We start from the raw sequence: 24,074 nt of genomic DNA on the forward strand, positions 1-24,074 counted from the left end.
TTTAGAATCCATAGGTATCGAAAATGCCGACTTCGCGCGTGAGTTCGCGATCATTCATATCACTCGAGAAAGAAAAATTACGACCAATCAGGTCGACACGTTCTTTCATCATGCTTGCAATACTTTGTTTTGAAAAATGTTCAGCCAATCTGTCTCTTGCCCGGTTTGCGCGTATTATCCATTTCGGATGTTCACTGACGAGCTCCCGAAATGCACTTATCGTATCATTCATATCTGGCTCAGCCCAGACGTCGGTACTTCTATATCTTAATCTTTCATGGCCTACTGTCCGCAGCTGGTAGCCTACCAGACGTGTATCATAGGCATCACAAAATTCCATATTCCCGGAGTATCCTGTCGTAATAACGGGTATTCCTCTCGCCATAGCATCAGAAATAGTTAGCCCAAATCCTTCTGCACGGTGAAGTGATACATAAGCATCAGCACGGCCATATAGCTCATGAACTACGCTATCTTCAACATAACCTTCGATCACCTCGATGTTCGAGAATGATTTTCGGATAGAAGCCAGTTTTTCGGAAAGAATTTTGTCATGTTCCAGATTACTGACTTTAACGATAATACGCACTGCTGGATTGTTTCCATGTGCCTCAATAAATGCTCTGAGAGTAAACAGAGCATTTTTTCTTTCAGCATCACTATAAGTATTAAAAATAGTCAAAAAAGTGAAAGGGTCATTGCAAAGTCCCGCCTGACGAGATTGTATGCGAAGGCTTTTGGGTTGAGGATCAATCATCAAAGGGATTTTAATCACTGGTATATCGGCAGATCTGGCAATTGTGGATTGGCAGAATGATGATGCGGTCCATATTTCGTCGAAAAACTCTAACTGACGTGCCCATTCGTCAGGAATTTTTTGCATTTCGCAAAACCAATAACCGATGTTATAAAATCCATCCAGCGCGCCTTCACTCAGATATGAGAAATAATGTGGGACCCACCTGGCGCTGAATTGAAAAATATTGACTTTATATTGTAACTTTGACACAAGTGCGTCATCAATAACCGTATTACGGCCACTTTGTAAAGCTACAGGACGAGATAATACGAACGTTTCCAGAGGAAGTCTGGAAGCTTCAAGGCACTGAATATTTAAAGCTGCAGCCCGGCCAATCCCATCAGAAGTTTCTGAGGAGCCAAAAAAATTTACACCATTTCGATTCATAGTCGGATACCGTGCAGTGCTGAGACCATTTTGAGAGTACGTCCTTGCCAGGTATTGCTATTCACCAGAGCTCCAGCTTGTTCTTTGGAGAACTTTCCTCTATTTATCTGTATCGAAATAGCATTGATAAATTCCACCGTTCCTTCGGCAATTTCTATTGCCTCTAACTGAGATTCAGTAAACGCAATTCGTGTGCTAGTCACCGGAATACCTGCCGCCAAATATTCATAATACTTCATCGGAAACATTGAACGTGTATAGTCATTAATCAGGGAAGGTAATAAGCCAACCTGTATTCCCCTGAGATAGTCAGGGAGAACCTGATATGCACGATAGCCTAAAAAATGTACATTAGGAAGTTCCGCTAATTCTGTAATCAAAGGACTTTTTTGTCCTTCCCGCTCAGCACCAATGAAAACCCACTGCCAGTCAGGTCTCATTCGTGCAGATTCCAGCAATAACCGGAAGTCGATTTTAAAATCTGATAAAACGCCGTGATAACCTAATCTTGGTTCTGGAATACACGCTAGATCATCCGGTAAATCCTTTTTATCTAATGCTTTCCCAAAGTGTTCAGCGTCAACTACATTGGGAAGAAAATGGGTGTTGTTATTAAACTGGCTGCATCGCTCAGCAAGCGCAGGTGCGGTAGCAAACACAACATCGGCCTGCTTAAGTAATCTTTCCTCCGCTTCACGAAAGGCGTTTGCATCCACGCCAGGCACCGCAGCAAGATCATCAACACAGTGGTACAACAATTGGCTGCCTTTGAGTGCCGCAAATATTTCCAGCATAAAGGGGTGATAAGTCCAGACAAGCGGTGGGCTTTTCACTTTATGGGGCATATTGCGCCAGATAGTTACTTTTAATAACCAGCGGTTTAGCCAGCGAGTGAACGGATTTCGATAACCAGCCGGTATCAGAAGTGGCGAAAGTACGCGAATATTCGAAGCTCGTTTAGGTGCGCCGAAAATAAGTGAGCGTAACCCTTTTGTAAAACGCTCCCTCAGACGTTGCCAGTCGCGGCTACTTGAGGCACTTGGTGCACGCAGACCGACGCTCTCGACGTAGAGAACGTTTACACCAAGGTCTGCGAGTGCTTTGGCGCTGTGTTGTTTATTTGTCCAATAGGGTTCATCCCAATCCGCTGTAGCAAAAAGTATGCAGGATTCAGGAATAGATGAATGATTGACATTCTCAGCCACAAAATGTCTCCACAGGCAATCCAAGCAATGCATCTGCGATACGTGTGGCTGCGTGCCCGTCACCATAAGGATTAGGTAACTGTTTCAATTTATCTACTGCTTCAGGGTGAGTCAGCCAATAGTCAACGGCCTCCTCAATGCGTTCCGGCGATTGCCCTGCCAATGTAGCAAACCCCGCTTTGACACCTTCCATACGTTCAGTGTGCTCGCGCATCACCACGACGGGTGTTCCAAAGGTAGGTGCTTCTTCCTGGATACCGCCAGAGTCAGAAATAACAAGACGCGCATTTTTAATCAGATAAAGGCTGGTGTGGTAATCAACAGGATCCGTGAGTAACAAATTAGGTATCTGGCCGAGAATACGCCGTACCGGGACACTTACCGCAGGATTAAGATGCACAGGGAATATCCAATGAAGATCGGGGTGACGCTGGCATAAGCGCGCGATCATATGGCAGATATTCTCCATAATATCGCCGAAATTTTCACGCCTATGGCAGGTCAGCAGCACATAAGGTGCAGCAGAGGTCCAGTCGTCGAGTTCAGACGAAAGCGTTTCTGGTTTTCCTTCTGCCCATGATTCGCTTGCCTGATAAATGGCATCTACGACAGTATTCCCCGTCACAACAATGGCATCGGCCGGAACGTTTTCGATACGCAAAGCAGCTTGAGCTGCATTCGTCGGCGCACAATGAAGTGTGGTAATTCTTCCCAGCAAGCTGCGGTTTGCCTCTTCAGGGAAAGGACTTGCCAGATCGCCGGTTCGCAGGCCTGCTTCGACATGGGCCACCCTAATGCCCTGATGAAATGCAGCGAGCCCGGCGCAGAAAGCCGTTGTAGTATCTCCCTGGACAACAACCCAATCAGGTTTCTCTTGTTCAAACACTTCATCAAAGGCACTGAGTTGACGTGAAGCCAGGATGTTCAGAGAGCGACCAGGGCTCATGGTATCAAGTTGAATATCCGGTACCAGTGAAAACGCGCCCAGAGCCTGAGCGAGCATTTCACGATGCTGACCACTGGCACAAATGCGCACTTCAGCACGTCCACGTAGGGCTAAAATAATCGGGGCGAGTTTGATGACTTCAGGTCGGGTTCCTAAGGCAATGAGAATTTTCATGACAACACGGCTCCATCAGTAATTTCGTAAAGTAAACCACGGAACTCTGCAGCAAATCTGAGACCGTTGCATGTGACTGGAACGCTTGCGATTTGATGCCGGCTACTGAAGGTGAACTGAATGGCAGCGCGAGCACGCAGAAAATCGAGCGTCTGGCATTCATCTAAAAATAGAGGCTGTGCAGACTGCTCACGCATGTACTTAATAAAATTCAGGTGTGCCGTGACACGAGTTTTCTCATCGGACCAACCATACTGATATCGTTCAGAGAATGGATGATCAAGGTAGCCAAACAGAGTCCTTGTTTCCACTGCACGATCAAAAGCCTGTTTAAAGATCGTCAGTGGGTCTCCGTCGGTTAGCATGCAGTCACCATGCAACATGCTTTGCTGGGAATGGCCCACAAAGCCTGCTGGTAAATGTGCTAACTCCCCACCACGTGCGATTAAAAACTCAGGATCATTACGGATAATACCGCCAATACAACCGAGATAACCGGCGTCACAAAGTGCAGCAAGTGCATATTCAGGTGACTGATGGAAAGGGGATACTGCATACTTAACGTTGATCCCGGTCGCATTCTCAATCTTCGCTCGTGATTCGACGCCTTCCCAATGCGCGGCTTCATAACTCCCACCCCAATTAGGAGCATGGGTTGCGGTGTGGGACAGAACCGCGCCTCCTGTTTCGATAAATGTCTTTAGAAACTTTTCATGTTTCTCGTTTGGCAGGATGTTTGTATGCAGCGCTAAAGATAACGGAACGTCAGCCTGCTGATAGGCTTCCCAAAGTTGCTGCACAGAAGCAATATCTTCATCGCAATCTAGCCGCATTGTAATTGCAGCATCGTAACCAAAGGGAATTTCACTCAGCACGGGTAGACATGGCAGCACGTCATGACGCCAGTTGCTGATAAATGCTTCAATAAGTCGCCATTCATAGGAATCTATAAGCCCGACTTCGCGATTCACCCAGAGCACACTTGTTTTCGGTTCTTCAAACAGTGCTGAATAGCTGGTAATGACGTGTTCCCTGGTCTGTATACGCGCGAGTTCCGCGCTTTCCGGCGCATGACAAGCGCTGGCTATACTCCAGATACTCCCCTCAGCGCGTACGGCACCGAATCCGAGGTTATTCCATTCATCGGTAAAATCGAATCTCTCTAAAGCCCGGTCCCAGTCGCTTGTTTTAAGGGCGAGGGCAGAATGTGAATAATGGATCGATGCCTTACTTTCTGCGAATTGCCCACTCAATGCAGCGGGACTTCTGGCCCAGTCATCGGTAGGTTCTGGCCAAGCGGCTGGGACGATTTTAAAATGATTTAGAAGATTATCAGGGAGTCTTCCAAAAAGGATCAGTTTGCGCGCTCCTTCCGATAACCATACAAGCAGTTTTTCGCCTAAATATTCATCGGGGTTGATCGCTAAAATAAAATCATTCTTGGCTATATCCCCGGATGCGATTCTTGATGCCCCTGACGTAGTGACTGAGCGACGCATTGCTGTCAGCACCAGTTCGCCTGTTTTTCGATCTTCCCAGCTATATAGAATGCCTATCATGCAGTCACCACATGTCGAAATTTGGCCCGATGGCCGACACGGATTAAGTCATCATGCCCAACGAATTCAACTTTCATTGCGTTAGGCCAGTAACTTTCAATTTTTGAAACGATTTCTGCTTTGTCTGCATAGGATTCCGGGACGATACGCATAACAGGTATTTCACCACGCATGTCGATTTGGAATTCCTGAATACAACCAACCCGATAATCGAGCATGTCCTGAATCGTATGGGTTGGGTACGCAACGCCATCTAAATGGACAATGTCATGAATACGGCCAGTGATTTCCGTAAGATAGAAACCATCGTCGCGTTGTTCGACATGTGCCAGATCACCGGTAGTATAACGAATGAGCGGCATCAGGCGATTATGAAAGCCCGTGAAGACCAGTTGATGTTCGCCTGAATCGGTGATGTGTCCTTCTGGCCAGCCTTCTGAGTCAAGGACTTGTAATCCTTTATCATGTCCCTGAAGTTCATAAGCCATCACGCCCAACTCGGCTAATCCGTAGCGGTCAACAATTCTGGCTCCGAGTACACGCGAAATGGTTTCACGCATATAGGGTTCTAATAATTCCCCACTGGATTCAAAGACTTCAAAGCTTTTAGCGCTACCATATTGGCGTTCTATGTAACAGGCTAATGCATAGATAGTGGAGGGATGAGCATGAACCATGTAAGGTTTGCGTCGTTTGAGAATTTCCCAAATTTCGGCCAGACCGGCATCATCTAAGCGGTCAAAGAAAATATTGCTTCGGTTCATCGCAAAGCATTTAAAATCCTCAAGCGTAGGCCAGCCAGGATCGACCATGTCCGGAAAACGACATGCAAAATGCAGTTCTGAACGCCATTTACGGTTCCCCGCTGATTCACGGGCAAAAAGAGTAACAGCAGCGGACCAGTCTGCTGCAGGTTGATCGTAGGCAATATGGCAAGATAAGCCCGTTGATCCCCCTGTTTTACACATATGATGGCGAATATCATTCAGGGGACGCGCGTAAAGGCGCTCCCCTTGCTCGCGAATGATGTCTTTCGTCAGCAAGGGAAGATCCTGCAAGTAACGTATGTCTTGTTTTACCGAATCAGGGTTAAAACCGAGAGAGGCAAAAAGGTCGCGGTAGTAGGGTACTTCGCTTCTTGCGAAATGCAGAGTTTCCACTAACGCTTCCTGAGCCTGAACTAAGCGCTGGGAAAAAGGTTGGCTGTAATGACGGCGCAATGCCTGAACTTTTTCTCTGACTTGCCGTTTTTCATGTCGCTCAGCAAGGGGATAGGCAATGTGTGCACTGACTAAACCTTTGATTAAGCTGAACGGCTGTACGGAAAATAGCCGCTCAGAGGCGAGAAGCAACGGATGCTGAGAAGAAATTTTTATCTCAGATAGTTTCAATTTTCCCCCCGGTAACGTCGGTATTGATCCTTTCGTCACTGACGATGAGTCCGTGTTCAAGGTGCATTTTTCGATTACAGACGCGTGAGATAAGCTCTGGGGAATGGGAAGCTAACACTAAAATAGAGGCGTTACTGACCAGAGAGTCCAGACGGACTGCTGCTTTAGCACTGAACTCGGCATCGCCTACGCTAAGCCACTCATCCATAATGAGAATTTCTGCATTGACGCTTGTGGATATAGCGAAGGCCAGACGTAATTGCATCCCGCTTGAATAAGTACGCACAGGAAGATTGAGATAATCGCCTAAGCCTGTGAAATCAGCGATTTCGTCAATTTTACTGCGGATATGAGCAGGTTTAAGTCCATCAGTGATCCCGCGCAAATAGATATTTTCAAAACCCGAAGCATCCGGATCAATACCGGTGGAAACATCGAGTAATGAGGCAATACGCCCGTGCATCGACAGTTTCCCATATACAGGGGCGTAGACACCTGATAATACGCGAAGCAGTGTTGTTTTGCCTGAGCCATTATGACCCGTTAAGCCGACCCGATCGCCTTCGCGTATGTCAAAATCGATCTCATTAAGTGCACGTACTACAGGGTGCTGACCGACATTCACACCAATGCGCCCACCGGTCGTGAGATGCATAACGGTATTTTTAAGTGAACGGTGTGAATTATCAAAAATCGGAAACTCAACACAGAGTTTTTCGGCACGAATATATGTTTGCATAATATTACAACCAGTAGGCTACGCGGTCACGGTAGCGATTCATCAGATATTGAGCAAAAGCAAAACCAACGACCAGTAAAGCTATACTAGATGCCCATGAAATAAACGGTACGGGTGTGCCTAAAATAGGGGCTCGAACTATCTCAATAAGGTGATAAAAAGGATTGAAATCAGCTATCCAGCCGCGTTCTTTAAGCGCAGATGTTTGCCACATAACCGGAGTGACAAAGAAACAAACCTGGAAAAGGCTACCAATTATTGGCGCAACATCGCGGAATCGCGAACACAGAATACCAAAGACAATTCCCGACCAAACTGCATTGAGTAATACGATTAGCAGACCAGGAATAACCCAAATTATTTCCCAGGTCAGCATATGCCCGAAGAAGAACATAAATATAATAACAACAGGCAAGCTGTGTAACAGAATGATGAAATTACGCCAGGCCATTCGGCATACATGCGTCGTAAGTGGCATGCGTATTTGCTTGATAATATGGACAGAACCTATGAGACATGTGCAGCCTTCATTAGCTGCAGTACTAATAAATTGCCATACAACTAACCCGACGCCCAGATAAGGGAGGTAAGTAGAGATTTCCTGTCCTAAAAGTTCGGAGTACAGAAAACCCAAGGCCCCTACCATAATCAATGTGGTAAGTGTAAACCAGAATGGGCCCAGAACAGAACGGCGGTAACGCTGACGGATGTCATGCCAGCCCCAAATCAACCAGACATGATAAGCCTTGATACCCTCAAGCATATCGGTTTTGCCGTTATGCTCTTTCCAGCCAGGGGGCGCATTATTCGCTTCGGCCTTCTCACGCGTTAAATCAGAAACGTTGGGATTCATTTCGTTATTGCCTTCAGATAAGTAAAACAAGTTGTTACACGATCAATATTCCAGGCTTACAGGTTCGTAAGTCGTAAGCAGAGGAACTATAACTATACAGCCCCTCATTTCCTTTATCATTGATGACCTTGAGTGTCTTTATGGAACTTTAGATAATGACCTCTACCGATGATAAAATATCTTAATGTTATTCTAATGACCTTAGACGTGAGCACTACATTTTAATCAAGTGTTCTACTTCTGCCACTTTTTGCCAAACCAATTCAGGATTACCCCTGCTTTCTATATTGAGGCGTAACAGAGGTTCGGTGTTAGAAGTTCGCACATTTAGACGCCATTCAGGCATATCAATGCTCAATCCATCGGTGAAATCAATCGATACCGCATCGCTTTCAAATGCCTTTTCAATTCTGATAAGTATGTCTTTAGCATTGGAAACTTTAAAGTTTATCTCACCACTGCACGGGTAAGCTTGCATCGCCTCGTGCACAAGCTTTGACAATGAAGTCCCTTTGGAGGAAATAAGCTCGATAACTAATAGCCAAGGGATCATACCGCTATCACAGTAGGCAAAATCGCGAAAATAGTGGTGGGCACTCATCTCACCGCCGTAAATAGCATTTTCAGCACGCATTCTTTCTTTAATATAAGCATGACCTGTTTTGCTTTTTACCGGAATGCCACCTGCCTGTTGAACAACCTCTACGGTATTCCAGGTCAAACGTGGATCATGAATTATTTTGGCACCTTTATTTTTAGTCAGGAATGCTTCCGCCAGCAGGCCGACAATATAGTAACCTTCAATAAAATCTGCATTTTCATCAAAAAGGAAGCAGCGGTCGAAATCACCATCCCAGGCAATACCCATATCGGCTTTATATTCCTTAACAGCGTCAGCGGTAGCTGCACGGTTTTCAGGTAATAATGGATTAGGGATACCATTTGGGAAGTTCCCATCAGGGGCATGATTGATTTTAATAAACTCAACGGGGACATTGAGTTGGCTAAACTTTTCTTCGATAGCATCGATGACATGTCCGGCAGCACCATTGCCAGCATTTACCACCAATTTCAACGGTTTGATGTTGTTGACATCAATATAGGACATCAGATGATGGATATAGCTATCGAGTAAAGACCTTTTTGAATAATTTCCTTTAGTTGCAAAAGTTTTAAATTCACCTTTTTCAATAAGATCGCGAATATCATTCAGGCCTGAATCTCCACTTATTGGTTTTGCACCGCGACCGACTAGCTTCATGCCATTATAATCCATCGGATTATGGCTGGCCGTGACCTCAATTGCGCCATCAATATCGAGATGAAATGCAGAGAAATAAATTTCTTCAGTGCCTGTGACACCAAGATCAATAACATTCACGCCAGAATCTTGTAAACCTTCAGCCAGAGAGGCTTTAAGTGTTTCGCTGCTAAGACGAATATCACCACCAATGGCGACAGTTTTTGCATTCATATATTGGCCGAATGCCCGGCCAATAGAATAGGCTATATCACTGTTAAGTTCGTCGCCAAGACGGCCACGAATGTCGTAAGCTTTGAAACATGTTAATGCAGACATTTAAAACTCCAGTTTAATTGCGACCGTATTGATCCTGAATGCGGATGATATCATCTTCACCTAAATATGAACCTGATTGTATTTCAAGGAGTTCCAGGGGAATTTTCCCTGGATTTTCGAGGCTATGGAAGGACCCAACAGGGATGAAAGTCGACTGATTTTCAGTCAACAGGAATTCTTTACCTTCAATTATAACTTTGCCCGTCCCTGATAATACCACCCAGTGTTCAGCCCTGTGATGATGCATCTGCTTGGAGAATGCGCCACCCGGTTTGACCGTCACTCTATTAACGTTAAATCTTTTTTCTTGCACGATTGCATCACTCCGTCCCCATGGACGGTAAGATTCACGATGCTTTCTGTATTCACTACGTTGTTCAGCTTTCAGGAATTCGACGATTTTTTTAACGTCCTGAACCTTATTTTTATCAACAACGAGTACGGCATCTTTAGTGCTGACAATGACTAAGTTTTCTACACCAATAGCAGCAACTAATCTTTCATCAGTGTTTATATAGCAGTTTTTGGTATTGTGAAGAAAAGCATCACCTGTAATGGCATTATTCAGCTTATCTTTTTCACTCACATCCCAAAGTGCAGACCATGAACCCACATCACTCCAGCCCGCATTCAGAGAAACTACAACAGCTTCATCCGTTTTTTCCATTACTGCATAATCCACAGATTCGTCGGGACATGCCATGAAAGAATCTTTATCAATATTAGTAAACGAATCAGTCTTATTGGATTTCTCTATTGCTAGCTCACAAGCTTCTAATATATCTGGGCGATATTTTTTTAACTCTTCGAGATATTTTTTTGCCCGGAACATAAACATGCCACTGTTCCAGTAATACTCACCAGCGTTTATATATTCTTCTGCTGTTTTTTCATTAGGTTTTTCAACAAAACGCTTAACTTTAAATAATTCCGAATTATTGCCAAATACCTCCCCCCGTTGAATATAACCATATCCGGTTTCTGGGCCAGTAGGGACAATTCCGAAAGTTACAAGGCTGTTCTTCTCAGCATAAGGCGTGGCAAAAGCAATGGCCTGATGGAATGCCTCGGAGTCATTAATAATATGGTCTGCAGCAAGGACAAGCATTAATGGATCACTACCGTCAGCAATGGCATTGAGTGCAGCCAGAGCTATTGCGGGAGCGGTGTTCCTTCCCACAGGTTCTAATATTATATTTTGAGATAATTTATCAATCTGGCGCAATTGTTCAGCAACTAAAAAACGATGTTCTTCATTGCAAATAACCACGGGTTCCCGAACGTCTAGCCCATTTAGTCTTTCTACTGTTTCTTGTAACATAGAAAGATGACCATGCAAACGCAGGAACTGTTTAGGATAAAGTTCCCGTGACATCGGCCATAAACGACTGCCTGTACCACCAGCCATAATTACAGGGAGTAACATCGATAATTCCTTATATTTCAATCACTTATTAATATTAGCGGCCTGTTTTTGAGTTCAACAGACAGGTTTTTCATAAAAAACGACCACGCTACCGCCCTCAGCTCAACAGCTGCCGATATGCTGGGTAGTACTCTGGGTTGGTGGCATACAGCCTAAAGATTTTCACAATAATTGAGATAAGATTCATCTTATAGGTGCTCCAGCACTGACGGAAGTCAAAATGGGGCGCTGATGCTAATTTTCAGGCTAGTGAGGGATGATTACAAGTGCTAATCATTATATTCCTAAATTTGGGTTAAATTGAAAGAGTTAAATAATGAACAGTAGTTAGTTGGCAAGGTATTGTCCATTTGTTAATTCAGAACCGTTTAATCATGAGTTTGCACTGTTTGGATGAAGTACTGCGTATAATCCGTGTGCGCATTGATGTAAACAAGTGCTTATTTATTAAACAAGTTAGGCTTAAATATCTCTTGCCGTAATTTTCCTGTTTATAAACAAGTAAATATCTGAAAGGGAAGGGACATTAACGGTCTGAGTTTTATAAAGAGTCAAATCCATACTCGATTATTAGTAAGCTATGTAATTTAAATTGATCGTTTATTGATGCCATCACCGATATCCCATGTTGATATTTTAAACTTTTAAAAAGTATGTATGAAGCCATATAGAACATGCGATCTGGCTCGTTTTTAGTGTTCGAACCAGAGCCATACACAGATGTAAGCAAGGGGCCGGGCCTGCGTTTGCCGGGCTCTTCACTATGATGCTGACATTTTTTGTCACGATGTCGTTACCGCTCAGACCCGCCAAGCAGTTCGGGCTGACTTCGTTCTCTCGTTGCCGGTGTCTTTCGCTGTTTCTGCGTTGGGCTTGCTCGCGCTGTAATAATCGAGTCTGCACGTGTTGTCACACATCGCATCCACACGCCCGGTCTGGCGGGGAGCGGTGAGCGCTGTTTTGTCAGGTGCCAGCCACAGATACGCTCACGCCGCCGCAGAAAGCGGTGGTAGTCAGCGTCGTGGTAGTCTGAACTGACATAAGCTCGCTCTGAACCTGATTATTTATCCTGAAGATTAAAAAAACCAGCACACATCTGGATAGAAAACAGTGTTTTATTTTCGGCTAACTACCGCCCGGATATTTCCGGACGGTAACTAAGATAATACTTTATCACCTGTCGTTTCTAAAAAAGATAATGCGTTTACTGACAGCTTGGTGCGGCGGCGGTATTCGTGTTGGCAACCGCGTTGATGTTGGCGAACGCAGCAGCATTATTGGAAGCCTGGAAACAGTAGTTATCATTGCCTTGTACGGCATAGAAACACGAAACAACATTTGCCGGAATAGTAATATTATGCAGTCCGTGAATACTGAAGACTGTCGCGGTTGCAGCGCGGGTTGCCGTGCTGTTAGGGTTTTTACGGAATGTAATCCCGGTATTGGGTGCCGCTACCGCAATGGCCGAATGATTTTGGCAATTGGCACTGAAAGGCAGGTCTACGGCAAAAGCAGGTGCAGACAAGGCAGTCAGCGAACTCAGAATAACGCCAGCGGTCAGGGAGCGGAAAAAATGTTTTATTTTCATAAAATATGTCCTTGTTTACCATGTACAGTAATCTGCAATAAATGCAGAGGTTTGTTGTAACAACTCAATTTTCCGTTGTTCTCTGGCGAAAGAAGTCAGTGAAGAATTTTTTGTATGAATAATTAATTAAATTATCTTCAGCATTAATTAATAATAAATATAACGGGGAATCTCCGTAGACCATCACCCAAAAAATAGAAAATTAATGCCTGGCACAATTTAAAAAACACCTTAATTAGCGATGAAATTCAGAGAGCCATCCAGCGTATAAGCTAAGTTTGTTGCTCCTGCACCGAAGGCGATTTTAACCGGCTTGCCCACGCTACGCCCCGATGTATTACAGTCATACATCGGATCCATGGCAGGCAGTACGACCCCCTGTTTAAAATCGGTGACAACCAAATAATACGACAATTTAGGTATCATAAAGTAATAAGTCATATTAGGGCTTCCCTGCATGATTATTGTAGGCAACTTGTTGATAAACAGAGCAATGGCCATGGTCAGGGAATCGGAAACCGTAAAGCTTGAATCGGTTGAGATTTCTAATTTGTTAGTAATTTTATTGTCTGAATAAGGCACACCTGAGAAAAAACCGGCATTGTTAAAGGAAACGGGCAGTACATTGTCACCCCCCGCAACATTCGGAAATGCGGGTGTGGGATCTTGCCCTTGAGAAAATTTCACGCCAATATCAATGTGTTCACTGGTATTTCCCCAGCCTAACCCATAGTCGTTTTCATCCCATGAAAAGGTAGCGTTCCCACTGTTATTGATCGGCTTCAACCACCAGACAAGTGAAAAGTCATTATTATCTGCAGAGTCACCTAAATATACGGCCACATTTTGTTGCAGGCCACTCTTATTAGCCACGGATACTGAATAAGTCACAATAGGGTTCCTTCTTAAGACAAGCTTAGACGACAGTGCTTTCAATGTGATCGGATGTTCATGACAGGGAATAAATTATAATAAACTGGTTTCTATCAATGTATGAAACTCAGGCCACCCTGTTATTTTCAAAAAACCAACCTGTCGTTTCCTTCAGATTGGTTTCTAAGACTATAGCTGTGAATAAAAGCGCTACAAATATCCTTTCGGAAAAATGACGCTATCAGAGCGGAACAAATTGCAACGTATCATTAAGTTCAAAACTTAATGAGGTTATTCCGTCAGCGAAGGCGAACTGCAGCGGGCTGCTGACAAATGTTCCTGAAACAGCAACACCTATTTTTGAATCTGTAGTGCAAATCCAATATGTCGGATGTGTATCAAACATGAAGTTACCATTGGGTTTCCCCTGCATCGCGAATGCAGGCAGGGAATTCATGTAAACAGCAAGACTCATCGCTTTGGATTGCCCGACAGTGAATGTTGAATCGGTTTTTACCAGCATGCTGCCGGAAGCAACCTCCGGATTATTATATGCCGTCGGCTGTGTCTGGAACTGGCCATTGGTGTAAGTAACCCCCATCGCGTTTTTTCCGCCACTGGCCGTAGGATTCATATTTTGGATCGGGCCACCCGAACTCCAGAGAACACCAGGGGCTAATGGCTGTTCAGTTGTACCCCAGTTCAGCGCCCAGTCGATTGACCAGTTATAGCTGTTAGTATTGCCATCGTTGACCGTCTGCAGTAGCCATACCAATGGCAAACCGGTAACCAGATTAGGGTAAGTTTGATAGATGGCGACATTAGCAGCACCGCCGCTAGAGTTTTTAACAGAAATAGAATAGGAAGACATGGTTTTATATTTCCTTTCAGTATGTTTGAATGACGGAAACCATATTTCAAGCCAATTGACTGTGTTGTTTTGTTCAAGAACGAGATAAGTATTATCCGTTTTGAGTATTGTGCAAATGCTATCTTCCCCTCCAAAAATGTTTATAAAAGCTCATCCTTACATAAAAAGGACGGATTATTTTTGTTATTTTAAAGGCCACAAAAATACTGTTTTGTCATGCAATCAATGAGATAAGTCTCGTTTTTATTAAAAATATTTATCAGTAAAGTCGTAAATATATAAGATTTTAATGATTTATCAAATTGTGCTGTTTTATATAATTGCTTGATTTATAGCAATAAATAAAAACACTCATAATCAATTTGATTTTAGTTTTGGATTGCTTATTATTAATTCTTAACATTTAATGTGATTTTTTATCAGTTTCTTTTATTGTTTGTTATTGTTTAGTTAAATCTGTTAAAGCTCGATGAAATAGGGCAGAGTGTTTGAGATTAATTGCATGTGCAATCATTCGCAGAGGGGGGTTAATATGAATGAGTTAATGTTTTTAGGTGGAAGGCCAGAAATGCCTCATTTACCTGGATTGCAACTCCATCCCATAGCCAATTTAATGATATTGGCTAATTCATCATTGAGATTGTCACTTCTCCCTAATTTTCGTCAGCTCAAACGCTGAATTGAAATCAGGGGGATGATAAAAAACTAAACCGATAATTACTTGAAATCCATGAGCTAAAAAAATTTGGCTTCAGTTGACTCGGTTAGGGGGGCTTGCGTTATCGACGTGGTTCGAAGGTACCCGGGCATTAGCATTAACGGGGGGATTTGGCCTCCTGCAGCAAGTGCGGCGGGACATTTTATCGTTCTAAAATATTCCCCCGCATATCCCATAAAAAAATAAAGGACTCACGTTTTAGCGTAAGTCCTTGTTTTATTTGGTGGCCCTTGCTGGACTTGAACCAGCGACCAAGCGATTATGAGTCGCGTGCTCTAACCAACTGAGCTAAAGGGCCGAGGTGCGGGATTATACGGTAAACTCTGCTTACAGGTCTATATGTGTTCGGTCTGTATGCGCGTTTTGTGCACAGTTTTAGTCTGTTGTGTTCACAGCGTTTTTTTACCTATAACTCAGGCAAATACATCTTAAGAGAGAATAATGATTACAGATATTATTGCCGACGATCTTTTAGTTGTGTTCTGCGGCATCAATCCCGGTCTTTCGTCAGCCCACAAGGGCTATCCTTTTGCTAATGGCAGCAACCGTTTCTGGAAGGTCATCCATCAGGCAGGATTTACCGGGCGTCAGTTAATGCCGGAACAGTGGCAGCAGTTAAAGGATTTTGGTTGCGGTATCACGGCGCTGGTGGCGCGTCCGACGGTGGCAGCCAGTGAGCTGATGCGCGATGAATTGCGCGAAGGCGGCGAAGTGTTAAAAGGGAAGATCCTGCGCCATCAGCCACGCGCGTTAGCCATTTTAGGCAAACAGGCATTCAGTAAAGCGTTTGGCGTCAGCAAGGTGAACTGGGGACGTCAGGCGTTGAAAATCGGTGACACAGAGATCTGGGTGCTGCCTAATCCCAGCGGCCTGAACCGTGCGACGTTAGAGGAACTGACCGCATCTTACCGCGAACTTTACGATGCGCTGAATTCTTGAGCCTTAACTTCAGACAATAAAAAAGCCCCGCCATTTCCAGAGAAAGGCGGGGCTTTTTAACGGCTGACAGCCTGAGAACGATTAATCGTCCAGGAAGCTGCGCAGCACTTCGGAGCGGCTTGGGTGGCGCAGTTTACGCAACGCTTTCGCTTCGATCTGACGGATACGTTCACGGGTAACGTCGAACTGTTTGCCCACTTCTTCCAGCGTGTGGTCAGTGTTCATGTCGATGCCGAAACGCATACGCAGAACTTTCGCTTCACGTGCGGTCAGGCCAGCCAGAACGTCATGCGTTGCAGAACGCAGGCTTTCAGAAGTTGCAGAATCCAGCGGCAGCTCGAGGGTGGTATCCTCGATGAAATCACCCAGATGCGAATCTTCATCGTCGCCGATTGGCGTTTCCATGGAGATTGGCTCTTTCGCAATTTTCAGCACTTTGCGGATTTTGTCTTCCGGCATCAACATACGTTCAGCCAGCTCTTCCGGCGTCGGCTCGCGGCCCATCTCTTGCAGCATCTGACGGGAAATACGGTTGAGTTTGTTAATGGTCTCAATCATATGCACCGGGATACGGATGGTACGCGCCTGGTCGGCGATAGAGCGGGTGATAGCCTGACGGATCCACCAGGTTGCATAAGTCGAGAACTTATAACCACGGCGATATTCAAACTTATCAACGGCTTTCATCAGGCCGATGTTACCTTCCTGGATCAGGTCAAGGAACTGCAGACCACGGTTGGTGTATTTCTTCGCGATAGAAATAACCAGACGTAAGTTTGCTTCAACCATCTCTTTTTTCGCGCGACGGGCTTTCGCTTCGCCGATCGACATGCGACGGTTGATGTCTTTAACCTGTTCGATAGTCAGGCCAGTCTCTTCTTCGATCTGACGTAGTTTCATCAGGCCGCGCTGTACGTCTTCGGTGACTTCTTTCAGCTTCTCAGACCAGGGTTTACCCATTGCCAGAGCCGCATCAAACCAGGTATCGCTGGTTTCGTTACCGGCGAACAGATTGACGAAGTTTTTCTTCGGCATTTTGCACTGTTCAACGCACACTTTCATGATCAGACGTTCCTGAGCACGAACGCGATCCATCATGGAACGCATGCTGTTAACCAGGAAGTCGAACTGTTTTGGCACTAAACGGAACTGTTTGAACACATCGGACAGCTTCAGGATTTCTTCTGCTGCGCTCTTGTGGCTACGACCGTTTTTCTTGATGACCAGACGTGTCGCTTCATGCTGTTCACGCAGTTCGGTGAACTTCTGGCGAGCCAGTTCCGGATCGATGCTGTTGTCGTCTTCAGCGTCGTCATCTTCATCTTCGTCTTCGTCGTCATCATCCTGCTCTTCAGTGGTCAGTTCAGAACCCACGTGAGTCGCAGTTGGCGCGATTTCTTCTTCAGCGTTAGGATCAACAAAACCGGTAATCAGATCAGACAGACGAACTTCGCCTGCTTCTACACGGTCATATTGCTCTAACAAATAGGTGATAGCTTCAGGATATTCAGCAACGGAGCACTGGACCTGATTGATACCGTCTTCGATACGTTTGGCGATGTCGATTTCGCCTTCACGGGTCAGCAACTCAACGGTACCCATTTCGCGCATATACATACGCACAGGGTCGGTGGTACGGCCAATTTCGGATTCAACGCTGGACAATACCTGCGCGGCCGCTTCTGCAGCGTCTTCGTCGGTATCAGGGCGGTTTTCGGCCAGCATCAAATCATCAGCGTCCGGTGCTTCTTCAAGTACCTGGATGCCCATGTCGTTAATCATCTGGATGATGTCTTCGATCTGGTCGGAATCGACGATATCTTCCGGCAGATGGTCATTGACCTCAGCATAGGTCAGATAGCCTTGCTCCTTACCACGGGTGACAAGTAGCTTAAGCTGTGACTGCGGGTTTTGCTCCATAAGACGGTATCCACACTTCAGAGTATTTGGGTTGGTGTCGGTCGGGTAACATCGCCAACAATAACGTTAGGGGCGTTTATTGTGCCGCGGCCCACCAGGGCGGCTCTGCGCAGGGCCGTGCCCCGCTTTTTATCGGCACTTAAGCCGTGTTTTCTGTTTTACCCGTCATACTTCGAGACGCAGATGCGTTGGCTGCTCTTATTACCCGAATCGCTTACCTGTGTAAGCTCATCGGGACTCTTCGTTTGCCGCCTTCCTGCAACTCGAATTATTCAGGGTAAATATATGTTCTTGTTATAAATATTAACTCTTTCTCGCTAACACCTGATTCAGGGAACTGACTTCGGTCCGTTCCTCAGGACTCAGGCCGTGCGTCCTGGCTTTTGCAATCAAAGTTTCAAGCCGCTGCTCTAAAATCGAGTCATACAGGCTGGCTAACGTGGCGCGAAATTCCTCCTCGACCATGTCCTCTACGATCATGTGGTTCCATGTCGCCAGAGTTTCAAGCTGTTGGTAGAACTTATTGTCGCGATAAAGTTCCAGTAACTGGCCCGTTGTCAGCCCCGGCTGGGCTAAGCAAGTGGTCACTAACTCCCTGAAAAGATCCAGCCCTGGTTGCTTCGCTTGCTCCAAACCTTGCAGTGAGGGTATAAGTGTAGCCAGTTGTGGATTTTGTACCAGTAACCCTATAAGTATACGCATGGTTGTGCGTTTTAGCTGGGGCGCCTGATAGACATTGCTACTTTCTGCCTGTTTAGGCATCAGCTTTTCCAACTGGCTGTCATCCAAAATACCGAGCTTATTCCCTAACTGCTGACGCAAATACATCCGTAACGTTTCACCGGGAACCTGACGGATCAGCGGCAATGCCAGCATACTCAATTTGGTGCGCCCGTCAGGGCTGCTCAAATCTACCTGTGGCAACAGCGAATCAAACAGGAAAGTGGACAGCGGCATGGCCTGTTCCATTCGTTGTTCGAACACTTCTTTGCCTTCTTTACGCACCAGCGTGTCCGGATCTTCGCCGTCGGGTAAAAACATAAAACGCAACTGACGGCCATCATTGAGATACGGTAATGCCGTTTCCAGGGCACGCCATGCGGCTTCACGTCCCGCGCGGTCACCGTCGTAACAGCAAACGATGTTATCTGTGCTGCGGAACATCAGCTGAATATGATCAGCGGTTGTGGATGTGCCCAATGAGGCAACGGCGTAATCAATGCCGAACTGCGCCAGTGCGACGACATCCATATACCCTTCAACCACCAGCAAACGCGCCGGCGTCGGATGCTTTAACTGTGCTTCATACAGGCCATACAACTGGCGGCCTTTATGGAAAATTTCGGTTTCCGGTGAGTTCAGGTATTTCGGCGTATCATTGCCGAGAACCCTGCCGCCAAAGGCAATCACGCGGCCACGCTTATCGCGGATAGGAAACATCACCCGTTCGCGGAAACGATCATAGCTGCGGCCATTGTCATTGGTGACCAACATACCGGCATCAATCAGAGACGCTTTATCATCGGCATTTTTACCGAAACGCTTTAATGCGTTGTCCCAACCCGGTGGGGCGAAACCAATGGCGAAATGACTGATGACGTCTTCACTTAAACCGCGCCGGGCAAGATATTCCCGTGCGGGAGCTCCTGCAGGCTGTTTAAGTGATTGCTGATAGAACTCGCTAAGCGGTGCCATCAACTGGTAGAGGCTTTGACGCTGATGACGCTCCATCTGGCTTGGACCGATGCCTGCTTCGTACGGCACTTCCAAACCCTGCATTGTCGCCAGTTCCTCAATGCTTTCGACAAACTCAAGCCTGTCATAGTTCATCAGGAAATCGACGGCGTTGCCGTGGGCACCACAGCCGAAACAGTGATAAAACTGCTTATCGCCATTTACGGTAAATGAGGGTGTTTTCTCATGGTGGAAAGGGCAGCACGCGTGATAATTTTTACCCTGTTTCTTGAGCTTTACCCGAGCGTCGATCAAATCGACGATATCGATGCGAGCCAGCAAGTCATTGATAAATACGCGCGGAATTCTCCCAGCCATAAGCCCCTTACTCACTAGCCTATAAACGAGAACAAGCCGCGCATTCCTTTCGGAAAGCACGGCCTTCGTATGCTACTACGCAGTCTGCGCGTTCTTAATATTGCAAATCACGCGATTTGGGGTTGCCCCCGAAGATTAATACAGACGAGTGCGGCGTGCGTTTTCGCGAGCCAGTTTCTTGGCGTGGCGTTTTACTGCAGATGCTTTAGCGCGTTTACGTTCGGTAGTCGGTTTTTCATAGAATTCACGACGACGAACTTCTGCCAAAACACCTGCTTTTTCGCAGGAACGCTTGAAGCGACGCAGAGCTACGTCGAACGGCTCGTTTTCACGTACTTTAATTACAGGCATGTGCCTCTCACCTCGATAAAATCGGTTTGTTTGCTGATGTTGTACCAGCACATTTCAAAATGGTGCGGAATTTTACTCCAATTCGCCTCGTCTTGTAAAGCATAACGGCAAATTGAAACAGGCGCTTTCTGCAACCCTTCTGCAACATTGTGCGCTCGCTTTTGCGTCGGGCGGCGATTATATACCAATCAATCGAAATTGCTCGACATTAATTGGCCTGTGAAACGAGGAATTCCCACTCCGGTGCAGCACCCGCAGAAGCTTGTGTGCTAAACTGCGCGCCGCGAGTTAGCGCGAAAACATGATGGAAAGAGTGATGCGAGTACTGGGTATTGAAACGTCCTGCGATGAAACCGGAATTGCAGTTTATGACAGCGAAGCCGGTTTGTTAGCCAATCAGCTGTATAGTCAGGTAAAACTGCATGCAGATTACGGCGGTGTGGTGCCTGAGCTGGCATCGCGTGACCATGTACGTAAAACAGTACCCTTGATTCAGGCCGCGCTGAAAGAAGCCGGGCTGACCGCTCAGGATATCGATGGCGTGGCGTATACCGCTGGCCCTGGCCTGGTCGGGGCGTTGCTGGTGGGCGCAACCATCGGGCGTTCTCTGGCATTTGCCTGGGACGTGCCTGCGGTGCCGGTGCATCATATGGAAGGCCATTTGCTGGCACCTATGCTGGAAGATAATCCACCTGATTTCCCGTTTGTGGCGCTGCTGGTTTCCGGCGGACACACGCAGTTAATCAGCGTTACCGGGATCGGCGAATATACCTTGCTCGGCGAATCCATTGATGATGCTGCTGGTGAAGCCTTTGATAAAACAGCTAAATTACTCGGCCTTGATTATCCGGGCGGGCCATTACTGTCAAAAATGGCCGCTCAGGGCGTTGCCGGACGCTTTACCTTCCCGCGTCCGATGACCGACCGTCCGGGGCTGGATTTCAGTTTCTCCGGCCTTAAAACTTTTGCTGCCAATACCATTCGTGGCAATGACAGCGACCCTCAGACGCACGCCGATATTGCCCGCGCTTTTGAAGATGCGGTGGTGGATACGCTGGCCATCAAATGCAAACGCGCACTGGATCAGACCGGTTTTAAACAGCTGGTGATGGCCGGGGGCGTCAGCGCTAACCGCACATTACGCGCCAAACTGGCGGAAGTGATGGCGAAACGCGGCGGTCAGGTATTTTACGCACGTCCTGAATTTTGTACCGATAACGGCGCGATGATCGCCTATGCGGGCATGGTGCGGCTGAAAAGCGGTGCAACGCCTGAACTAGGCGTCACCGTTCGCCCTCGCTGGCCTCTCGCTGAGCTTCCACCAGTCTGAGTCAGGCCCCTGCCAGTCTGAGCGGGGCTGCGACTGCGTTGCTGCATCGACCCGAAATGCTCACATACTTGAGTATGCTGCGCTTTCAGGTCTCCTGACGCCTTGTCTCGCTCCCGCTCAGTCAGGCTGGATGAGTTAAAAAACCAATAAAAAAACGACCCACATGAGGTCGTTTTTTTGTCTGGAATGTACCGGTTATTCGGTCTTATCTTCTTTCGCCGCTTTACGTTTCTTCTTCAGTTTGTCCCAGATTTTTCCTTCCTGCCCACGCCACAGACGCTGAATATTGTCGTGATGGCGTAACAGGATCAGGCAGGAAAGCATGGCGACCGGGAAGGTGAACTCCGGTTTGAACCACCAGACGTAAAAAGGCGCTATCAGTGCGCTGACAATCGCGCCCAGCGAAGAATAACCGCTCAGCAGCACGGTCAGCAGCCATGTGCCGGTCATCAGGCCGGTTAAGTCCCAGCCGATAGGGGCGATAGCGCCAAACGCCGTGGCAACACCTTTGCCGCCTTTAAAATGGAAGAAGACCGGATAGATGTGGCCGAGACACGCCGCGATGGCCGTCAGGCCAAGATACATAGGCGGAATGTTCAGGCGATATGCCAGCCAGACCGGCAACATGCCTTTGAGGACATCGAAAATCAGAACAGCCGCTGCGGCCAGACGGCCACCAAGGCGTAAAACGTTGGTGGCGCCGGGATTGCCTGAACCCGCTGTGCGCGGATCGGGTAAGCGGGCTACCCGGCAGACCAGAATCGCACTGGAAATCGAGCCGCAAAGGTAGGCGAAAATAATCATTCCAAGCGCGGTAGCACTCATAAAGCCGTTCCGTCTAATAAGGGTCGTTTTAATCGCAACATCCATGGATAATACGCATTTTCTGCTGGAAGTGGTATCCGGCTGGGCCAAAAACAGAGAATCACGTGATGGATATCGTATTTATTGAGCAACTAAATGTAATCACTACCATTGGCGCTTACGAATGGGAGCAGACCATTAAACAGAAACTGGTATTCGATATCGAAATGGCCTGGGATAACCGAAAGTCCGCTGCCAGTGACGATGTGAATGATTGTTTAAGCTATGCTGACGTCAGTGATGCGGTGATCGGACATGTTTCTTCACAAAATTTTGCGCTGGTTGAACGCGTAGCGGAAGAAGTTGCGACATTACTGCTGAGCCGGTTCAATTCTCCATGGGTTCGGATTAAACTCAGCAAACCGGGCGCCGTCGCTCAGGCGGCGAATGTCGGTGTGATTATTGAGCGTGGAAAGCGTTTTTAAATCCGGTCATGGATACAATTTAGAAAATGCTTGTCTATTTAATGTCATAAAGAAGCGTTAAAAGGAAAGTCCGGATTGCCGGGGTTTCTTTACTGAAGCGGCTCAGCATGATGCCGCTTTTTTATTGTCTGTATTGTAAGCATATTTCCCATCAGCGGATCTTTTAAAGGGTAGGGTGCGATAATGATCGTCGAAAGTCATTCTTTGCTTGTTGCGGCTATTTTGGGGGTGGTTGAAGGACTCACCGAGTTTTTGCCTGTTTCTTCTACCGGTCATTTGATTATTGTCGGCAATCTTCTTGGTTTTACCGGAGATACCTCAAAATCATTTGAAGTCGTTATCCAGTTAGGTTCAATTCTGGCCGTGGTCGTGATGTTCTGGCGTCGTCTGTTCAGCATGATTGGCCTGCACTTTGGTAAGCCACCCGTGCACGAAGGTACGGGTACCCGGCGTTTAAATTTACTGCATATCATTCTGGGTATGATCCCCGCAACCGTCATTGGTTTGGTGTTTCACTCACAGATTAAATCGTTATTCGAGCCGAAATTCGTCATGTATTCGCTGGTGGTAGGCGGCGTGCTGCTGATTGCCGCTGAATTGCTGAAACCCAAAAAACCGCGTGCCGAGGGGTTGGATGATATCAGTTACCTTCAGGCGTTTATGATTGGTGTTTTTCAGTGTCTGGCGCTATGGCCGGGGTTCTCCCGTTCAGGGGCGACCATCAGTGGCGGGATGTTAATGGGGATCAGCCGTTTTGCGGCGTCTGAATTTTCATTCCTGCTGGCGGTACCGATGATGATGGGCGCGACGGCTCTGGACTTGTACAAGAGTTACAGCTTCCTGACACTGGCTGATCTGCCCATGTTCGTAACAGGTTTTGTCTCTGCGTTCATTGTCGCGTTGATTGCGATTAAAACCTTCCTGGCCGTGATTAAACGTATTTCGTTTATCCCGTTTGCGATTTACCGTTTCTTCGTGGCAATTGCGGTGTATTACGTCTTTATTGCCTGATTTTGCTTCCCTGAGGCAATAAAAAGCCCCGACGGTTATTCACCGTGCGGGGCTTTTCTTATGAAAAAAGTAGC

Annotated in this window: 20 protein-coding genes and 1 tRNA gene; 4 read left to right on the forward strand and 17 right to left on the reverse strand. The window is 46.6% G+C overall.

Translation table 11 applies throughout. The features are described 5' to 3' along the window. Position 1: 1 nt before the first annotated feature. From RAHAQ2_RS24620 to RAHAQ2_RS03025, 13 genes are all read right to left on the reverse strand, one after another. The gene (locus tag RAHAQ2_RS24620; RefSeq protein ID WP_014333801.1) at positions 2–1,186 is read right to left on the reverse strand and encodes a glycosyltransferase family 4 protein; all 1,185 of its coding nucleotides are present in this window, start codon (positions 1,184–1,186) and stop codon (positions 2–4) included. Further along, a complete protein-coding gene (locus tag RAHAQ2_RS02970; RefSeq protein ID WP_014333802.1) occupies positions 1,183–2,391 on the reverse strand; it encodes a glycosyltransferase in 1,209 nt (402 codons plus the stop codon). Before RAHAQ2_RS02970 ends, RAHAQ2_RS24620 begins: the two co-directional genes overlap by 4 nt. Further along, complete coding sequence (gene wecB, locus RAHAQ2_RS02975) at positions 2,384–3,511, reverse strand: non-hydrolyzing UDP-N-acetylglucosamine 2-epimerase (RefSeq protein ID WP_014333803.1); 1,128 nt, start codon at positions 3,509–3,511, stop codon at positions 2,384–2,386. The genes RAHAQ2_RS02970 and wecB overlap by 8 nt, the downstream gene beginning before the upstream one ends. After that, complete coding sequence (locus RAHAQ2_RS02980; protein ID WP_014333804.1) at positions 3,508–5,070, reverse strand: polysaccharide deacetylase family protein; 1,563 nt, start codon at positions 5,068–5,070, stop codon at positions 3,508–3,510. Before RAHAQ2_RS02980 ends, wecB begins: the two co-directional genes overlap by 4 nt. Then, positions 5,067–6,461: a phenylacetate--CoA ligase family protein gene (locus tag RAHAQ2_RS02985; RefSeq protein ID WP_202946911.1), complete on the reverse strand. Its 1,395-nt coding sequence runs from the start codon at positions 6,459–6,461 to the stop codon at positions 5,067–5,069. The genes RAHAQ2_RS02980 and RAHAQ2_RS02985 overlap by 4 nt, the downstream gene beginning before the upstream one ends. After that, positions 6,448–7,200 (reverse strand): ABC transporter ATP-binding protein, encoded by a 753-nt coding sequence (locus tag RAHAQ2_RS02990; protein ID WP_014333806.1) that lies wholly within the window; start codon positions 7,198–7,200, stop codon positions 6,448–6,450. Before RAHAQ2_RS02990 ends, RAHAQ2_RS02985 begins: the two co-directional genes overlap by 14 nt. A 4-nt stretch (positions 7,201–7,204) precedes the next feature. Beyond that, entirely contained in the window at positions 7,205–8,053 is an 849-nt protein-coding gene (locus RAHAQ2_RS02995) for an ABC transporter permease (protein WP_014333807.1), read from the reverse strand. Between the two features lie 214 nt (positions 8,054–8,267). Beyond that, entirely contained in the window at positions 8,268–9,632 is a 1,365-nt protein-coding gene (locus tag RAHAQ2_RS03000) for a phosphohexomutase domain-containing protein (protein ID WP_014333808.1), read from the reverse strand. Between the two features lie 13 nt (positions 9,633–9,645). Next, entirely contained in the window at positions 9,646–11,058 is a 1,413-nt protein-coding gene (locus tag RAHAQ2_RS03005; RefSeq protein WP_014333809.1) for a mannose-1-phosphate guanylyltransferase/mannose-6-phosphate isomerase, read from the reverse strand. Between the two features lie 1,204 nt (positions 11,059–12,262). Beyond that, entirely contained in the window at positions 12,263–12,646 is a 384-nt protein-coding gene (locus RAHAQ2_RS03010) for a hypothetical protein (RefSeq protein ID WP_014333810.1), read from the reverse strand. Between the two features lie 231 nt (positions 12,647–12,877). Then, positions 12,878–13,537 carry a hypothetical protein gene (locus RAHAQ2_RS03015; protein WP_014333811.1) on the reverse strand — a complete coding sequence of 220 codons (660 nt, stop codon included), beginning with the start codon at positions 13,535–13,537 and terminating at the stop codon, positions 12,878–12,880. Positions 13,538–13,760: 223 nt separating this feature from the next. Next, a complete protein-coding gene (locus RAHAQ2_RS03020) occupies positions 13,761–14,390 on the reverse strand; it encodes a hypothetical protein (RefSeq protein WP_014333812.1) in 630 nt (209 codons plus the stop codon). A gap of 939 nt (positions 14,391–15,329) precedes the next feature. Next, positions 15,330–15,406, reverse strand: a tRNA-Ile gene (locus RAHAQ2_RS03025). A gap of 143 nt (positions 15,407–15,549) precedes the next feature. Between RAHAQ2_RS03025 and mug the strand changes: the two genes are divergently transcribed. Continuing rightward, complete coding sequence (gene mug / locus RAHAQ2_RS03030) at positions 15,550–16,047, forward strand: G/U mismatch-specific DNA glycosylase (protein WP_014333814.1); 498 nt, start codon at positions 15,550–15,552, stop codon at positions 16,045–16,047. 81 nt (positions 16,048–16,128) lie between these two features. Here the strand turns inward: mug and rpoD are convergent, their stop codons facing one another. From rpoD to rpsU, 3 genes are all read right to left on the reverse strand, one after another. Further along, positions 16,129–17,967 carry an RNA polymerase sigma factor RpoD gene (gene rpoD / locus RAHAQ2_RS03035; RefSeq protein WP_013573945.1) on the reverse strand — a complete coding sequence of 613 codons (1,839 nt, stop codon included), beginning with the start codon at positions 17,965–17,967 and terminating at the stop codon, positions 16,129–16,131. A 303-nt stretch (positions 17,968–18,270) separates the two neighbouring features. After that, complete coding sequence (dnaG, locus tag RAHAQ2_RS03040) at positions 18,271–20,019, reverse strand: DNA primase (protein WP_014333815.1); 1,749 nt, start codon at positions 20,017–20,019, stop codon at positions 18,271–18,273. Positions 20,020–20,154: 135 nt separating this feature from the next. Continuing rightward, positions 20,155–20,370, reverse strand: coding sequence for a 30S ribosomal protein S21 (gene rpsU / locus RAHAQ2_RS03045; protein ID WP_001144069.1), 216 nt, complete (start codon positions 20,368–20,370; stop codon positions 20,155–20,157). A 316-nt stretch (positions 20,371–20,686) separates the two neighbouring features. On the opposite strand from rpsU, the gene tsaD reads away from it, so the two are divergent. After that, complete coding sequence (tsaD, locus tag RAHAQ2_RS03050; RefSeq protein ID WP_015695844.1) at positions 20,687–21,700, forward strand: tRNA (adenosine(37)-N6)-threonylcarbamoyltransferase complex transferase subunit TsaD; 1,014 nt, start codon at positions 20,687–20,689, stop codon at positions 21,698–21,700. 195 nt (positions 21,701–21,895) lie between these two features. On the opposite strand, the gene plsY is transcribed toward tsaD, so the two are convergent. Continuing rightward, positions 21,896–22,525, reverse strand: coding sequence for a glycerol-3-phosphate 1-O-acyltransferase PlsY (gene plsY / locus RAHAQ2_RS03055; protein ID WP_015695845.1), 630 nt, complete (start codon positions 22,523–22,525; stop codon positions 21,896–21,898). Between the two features lie 107 nt (positions 22,526–22,632). On the opposite strand from plsY, the gene folB reads away from it, so the two are divergent. Both folB and bacA read left to right on the forward strand, forming a co-directional pair. Further along, positions 22,633–22,989 carry a bifunctional dihydroneopterin aldolase/7,8-dihydroneopterin epimerase gene (folB, locus tag RAHAQ2_RS03060; protein ID WP_015695846.1) on the forward strand — a complete coding sequence of 119 codons (357 nt, stop codon included), beginning with the start codon at positions 22,633–22,635 and terminating at the stop codon, positions 22,987–22,989. A 186-nt stretch (positions 22,990–23,175) separates the two neighbouring features. Beyond that, positions 23,176–24,000: an undecaprenyl-diphosphate phosphatase gene (gene bacA, locus RAHAQ2_RS03065; RefSeq protein WP_037040598.1), complete on the forward strand. Its 825-nt coding sequence runs from the start codon at positions 23,176–23,178 to the stop codon at positions 23,998–24,000. Positions 24,001–24,074: the final 74 nt, after the last annotated feature.

The organism is Rahnella aquatilis CIP 78.65 = ATCC 33071 (genome assembly GCF_000241955.1).
Classification (GTDB): Bacteria; Pseudomonadota; Gammaproteobacteria; order Enterobacterales; family Enterobacteriaceae; genus Rahnella; species Rahnella aquatilis.

Coding starts and splice junctions, on each gene's coding strand:
- RAHAQ2_RS24620 (WP_014333801.1), bottom strand. CDS start 1,186: ATGAATCGAAATGGTGTAAATTTTTTTGGCTCCTCAGAAACTTCTGAT.
- wecB (WP_014333803.1), bottom strand. CDS start 3,511: ATGAAAATTCTCATTGCCTTAGGAACCCGACCTGAAGTCATCAAACTC.
- RAHAQ2_RS02980 (WP_014333804.1), bottom strand. CDS start 5,070: ATGATAGGCATTCTATATAGCTGGGAAGATCGAAAAACAGGCGAACTG.
- RAHAQ2_RS02990 (WP_014333806.1), bottom strand. CDS start 7,200: ATGCAAACATATATTCGTGCCGAAAAACTCTGTGTTGAGTTTCCGATT.
- RAHAQ2_RS02995 (WP_014333807.1), bottom strand. CDS start 8,053: ATGAATCCCAACGTTTCTGATTTAACGCGTGAGAAGGCCGAAGCGAAT.
- RAHAQ2_RS03000 (WP_014333808.1), bottom strand. CDS start 9,632: ATGTCTGCATTAACATGTTTCAAAGCTTACGACATTCGTGGCCGTCTT.
- RAHAQ2_RS03005 (WP_014333809.1), bottom strand. CDS start 11,058: ATGTTACTCCCTGTAATTATGGCTGGTGGTACAGGCAGTCGTTTATGG.
- RAHAQ2_RS03010 (WP_014333810.1), bottom strand. CDS start 12,646: ATGAAAATAAAACATTTTTTCCGCTCCCTGACCGCTGGCGTTATTCTG.
- RAHAQ2_RS03020 (WP_014333812.1), bottom strand. CDS start 14,390: ATGTCTTCCTATTCTATTTCTGTTAAAAACTCTAGCGGCGGTGCTGCT.
- mug (WP_014333814.1), top strand. CDS start 15,550: ATGATTACAGATATTATTGCCGACGATCTTTTAGTTGTGTTCTGCGGC.
- rpoD (WP_013573945.1), bottom strand. CDS start 17,967: ATGGAGCAAAACCCGCAGTCACAGCTTAAGCTACTTGTCACCCGTGGT.
- dnaG (WP_014333815.1), bottom strand. CDS start 20,019: ATGGCTGGGAGAATTCCGCGCGTATTTATCAATGACTTGCTGGCTCGC.
- rpsU (WP_001144069.1), bottom strand. CDS start 20,370: ATGCCTGTAATTAAAGTACGTGAAAACGAGCCGTTCGACGTAGCTCTG.
- tsaD (WP_015695844.1), top strand. CDS start 20,687: ATGCGAGTACTGGGTATTGAAACGTCCTGCGATGAAACCGGAATTGCA.
- plsY (WP_015695845.1), bottom strand. CDS start 22,525: ATGAGTGCTACCGCGCTTGGAATGATTATTTTCGCCTACCTTTGCGGC.
- folB (WP_015695846.1), top strand. CDS start 22,633: ATGGATATCGTATTTATTGAGCAACTAAATGTAATCACTACCATTGGC.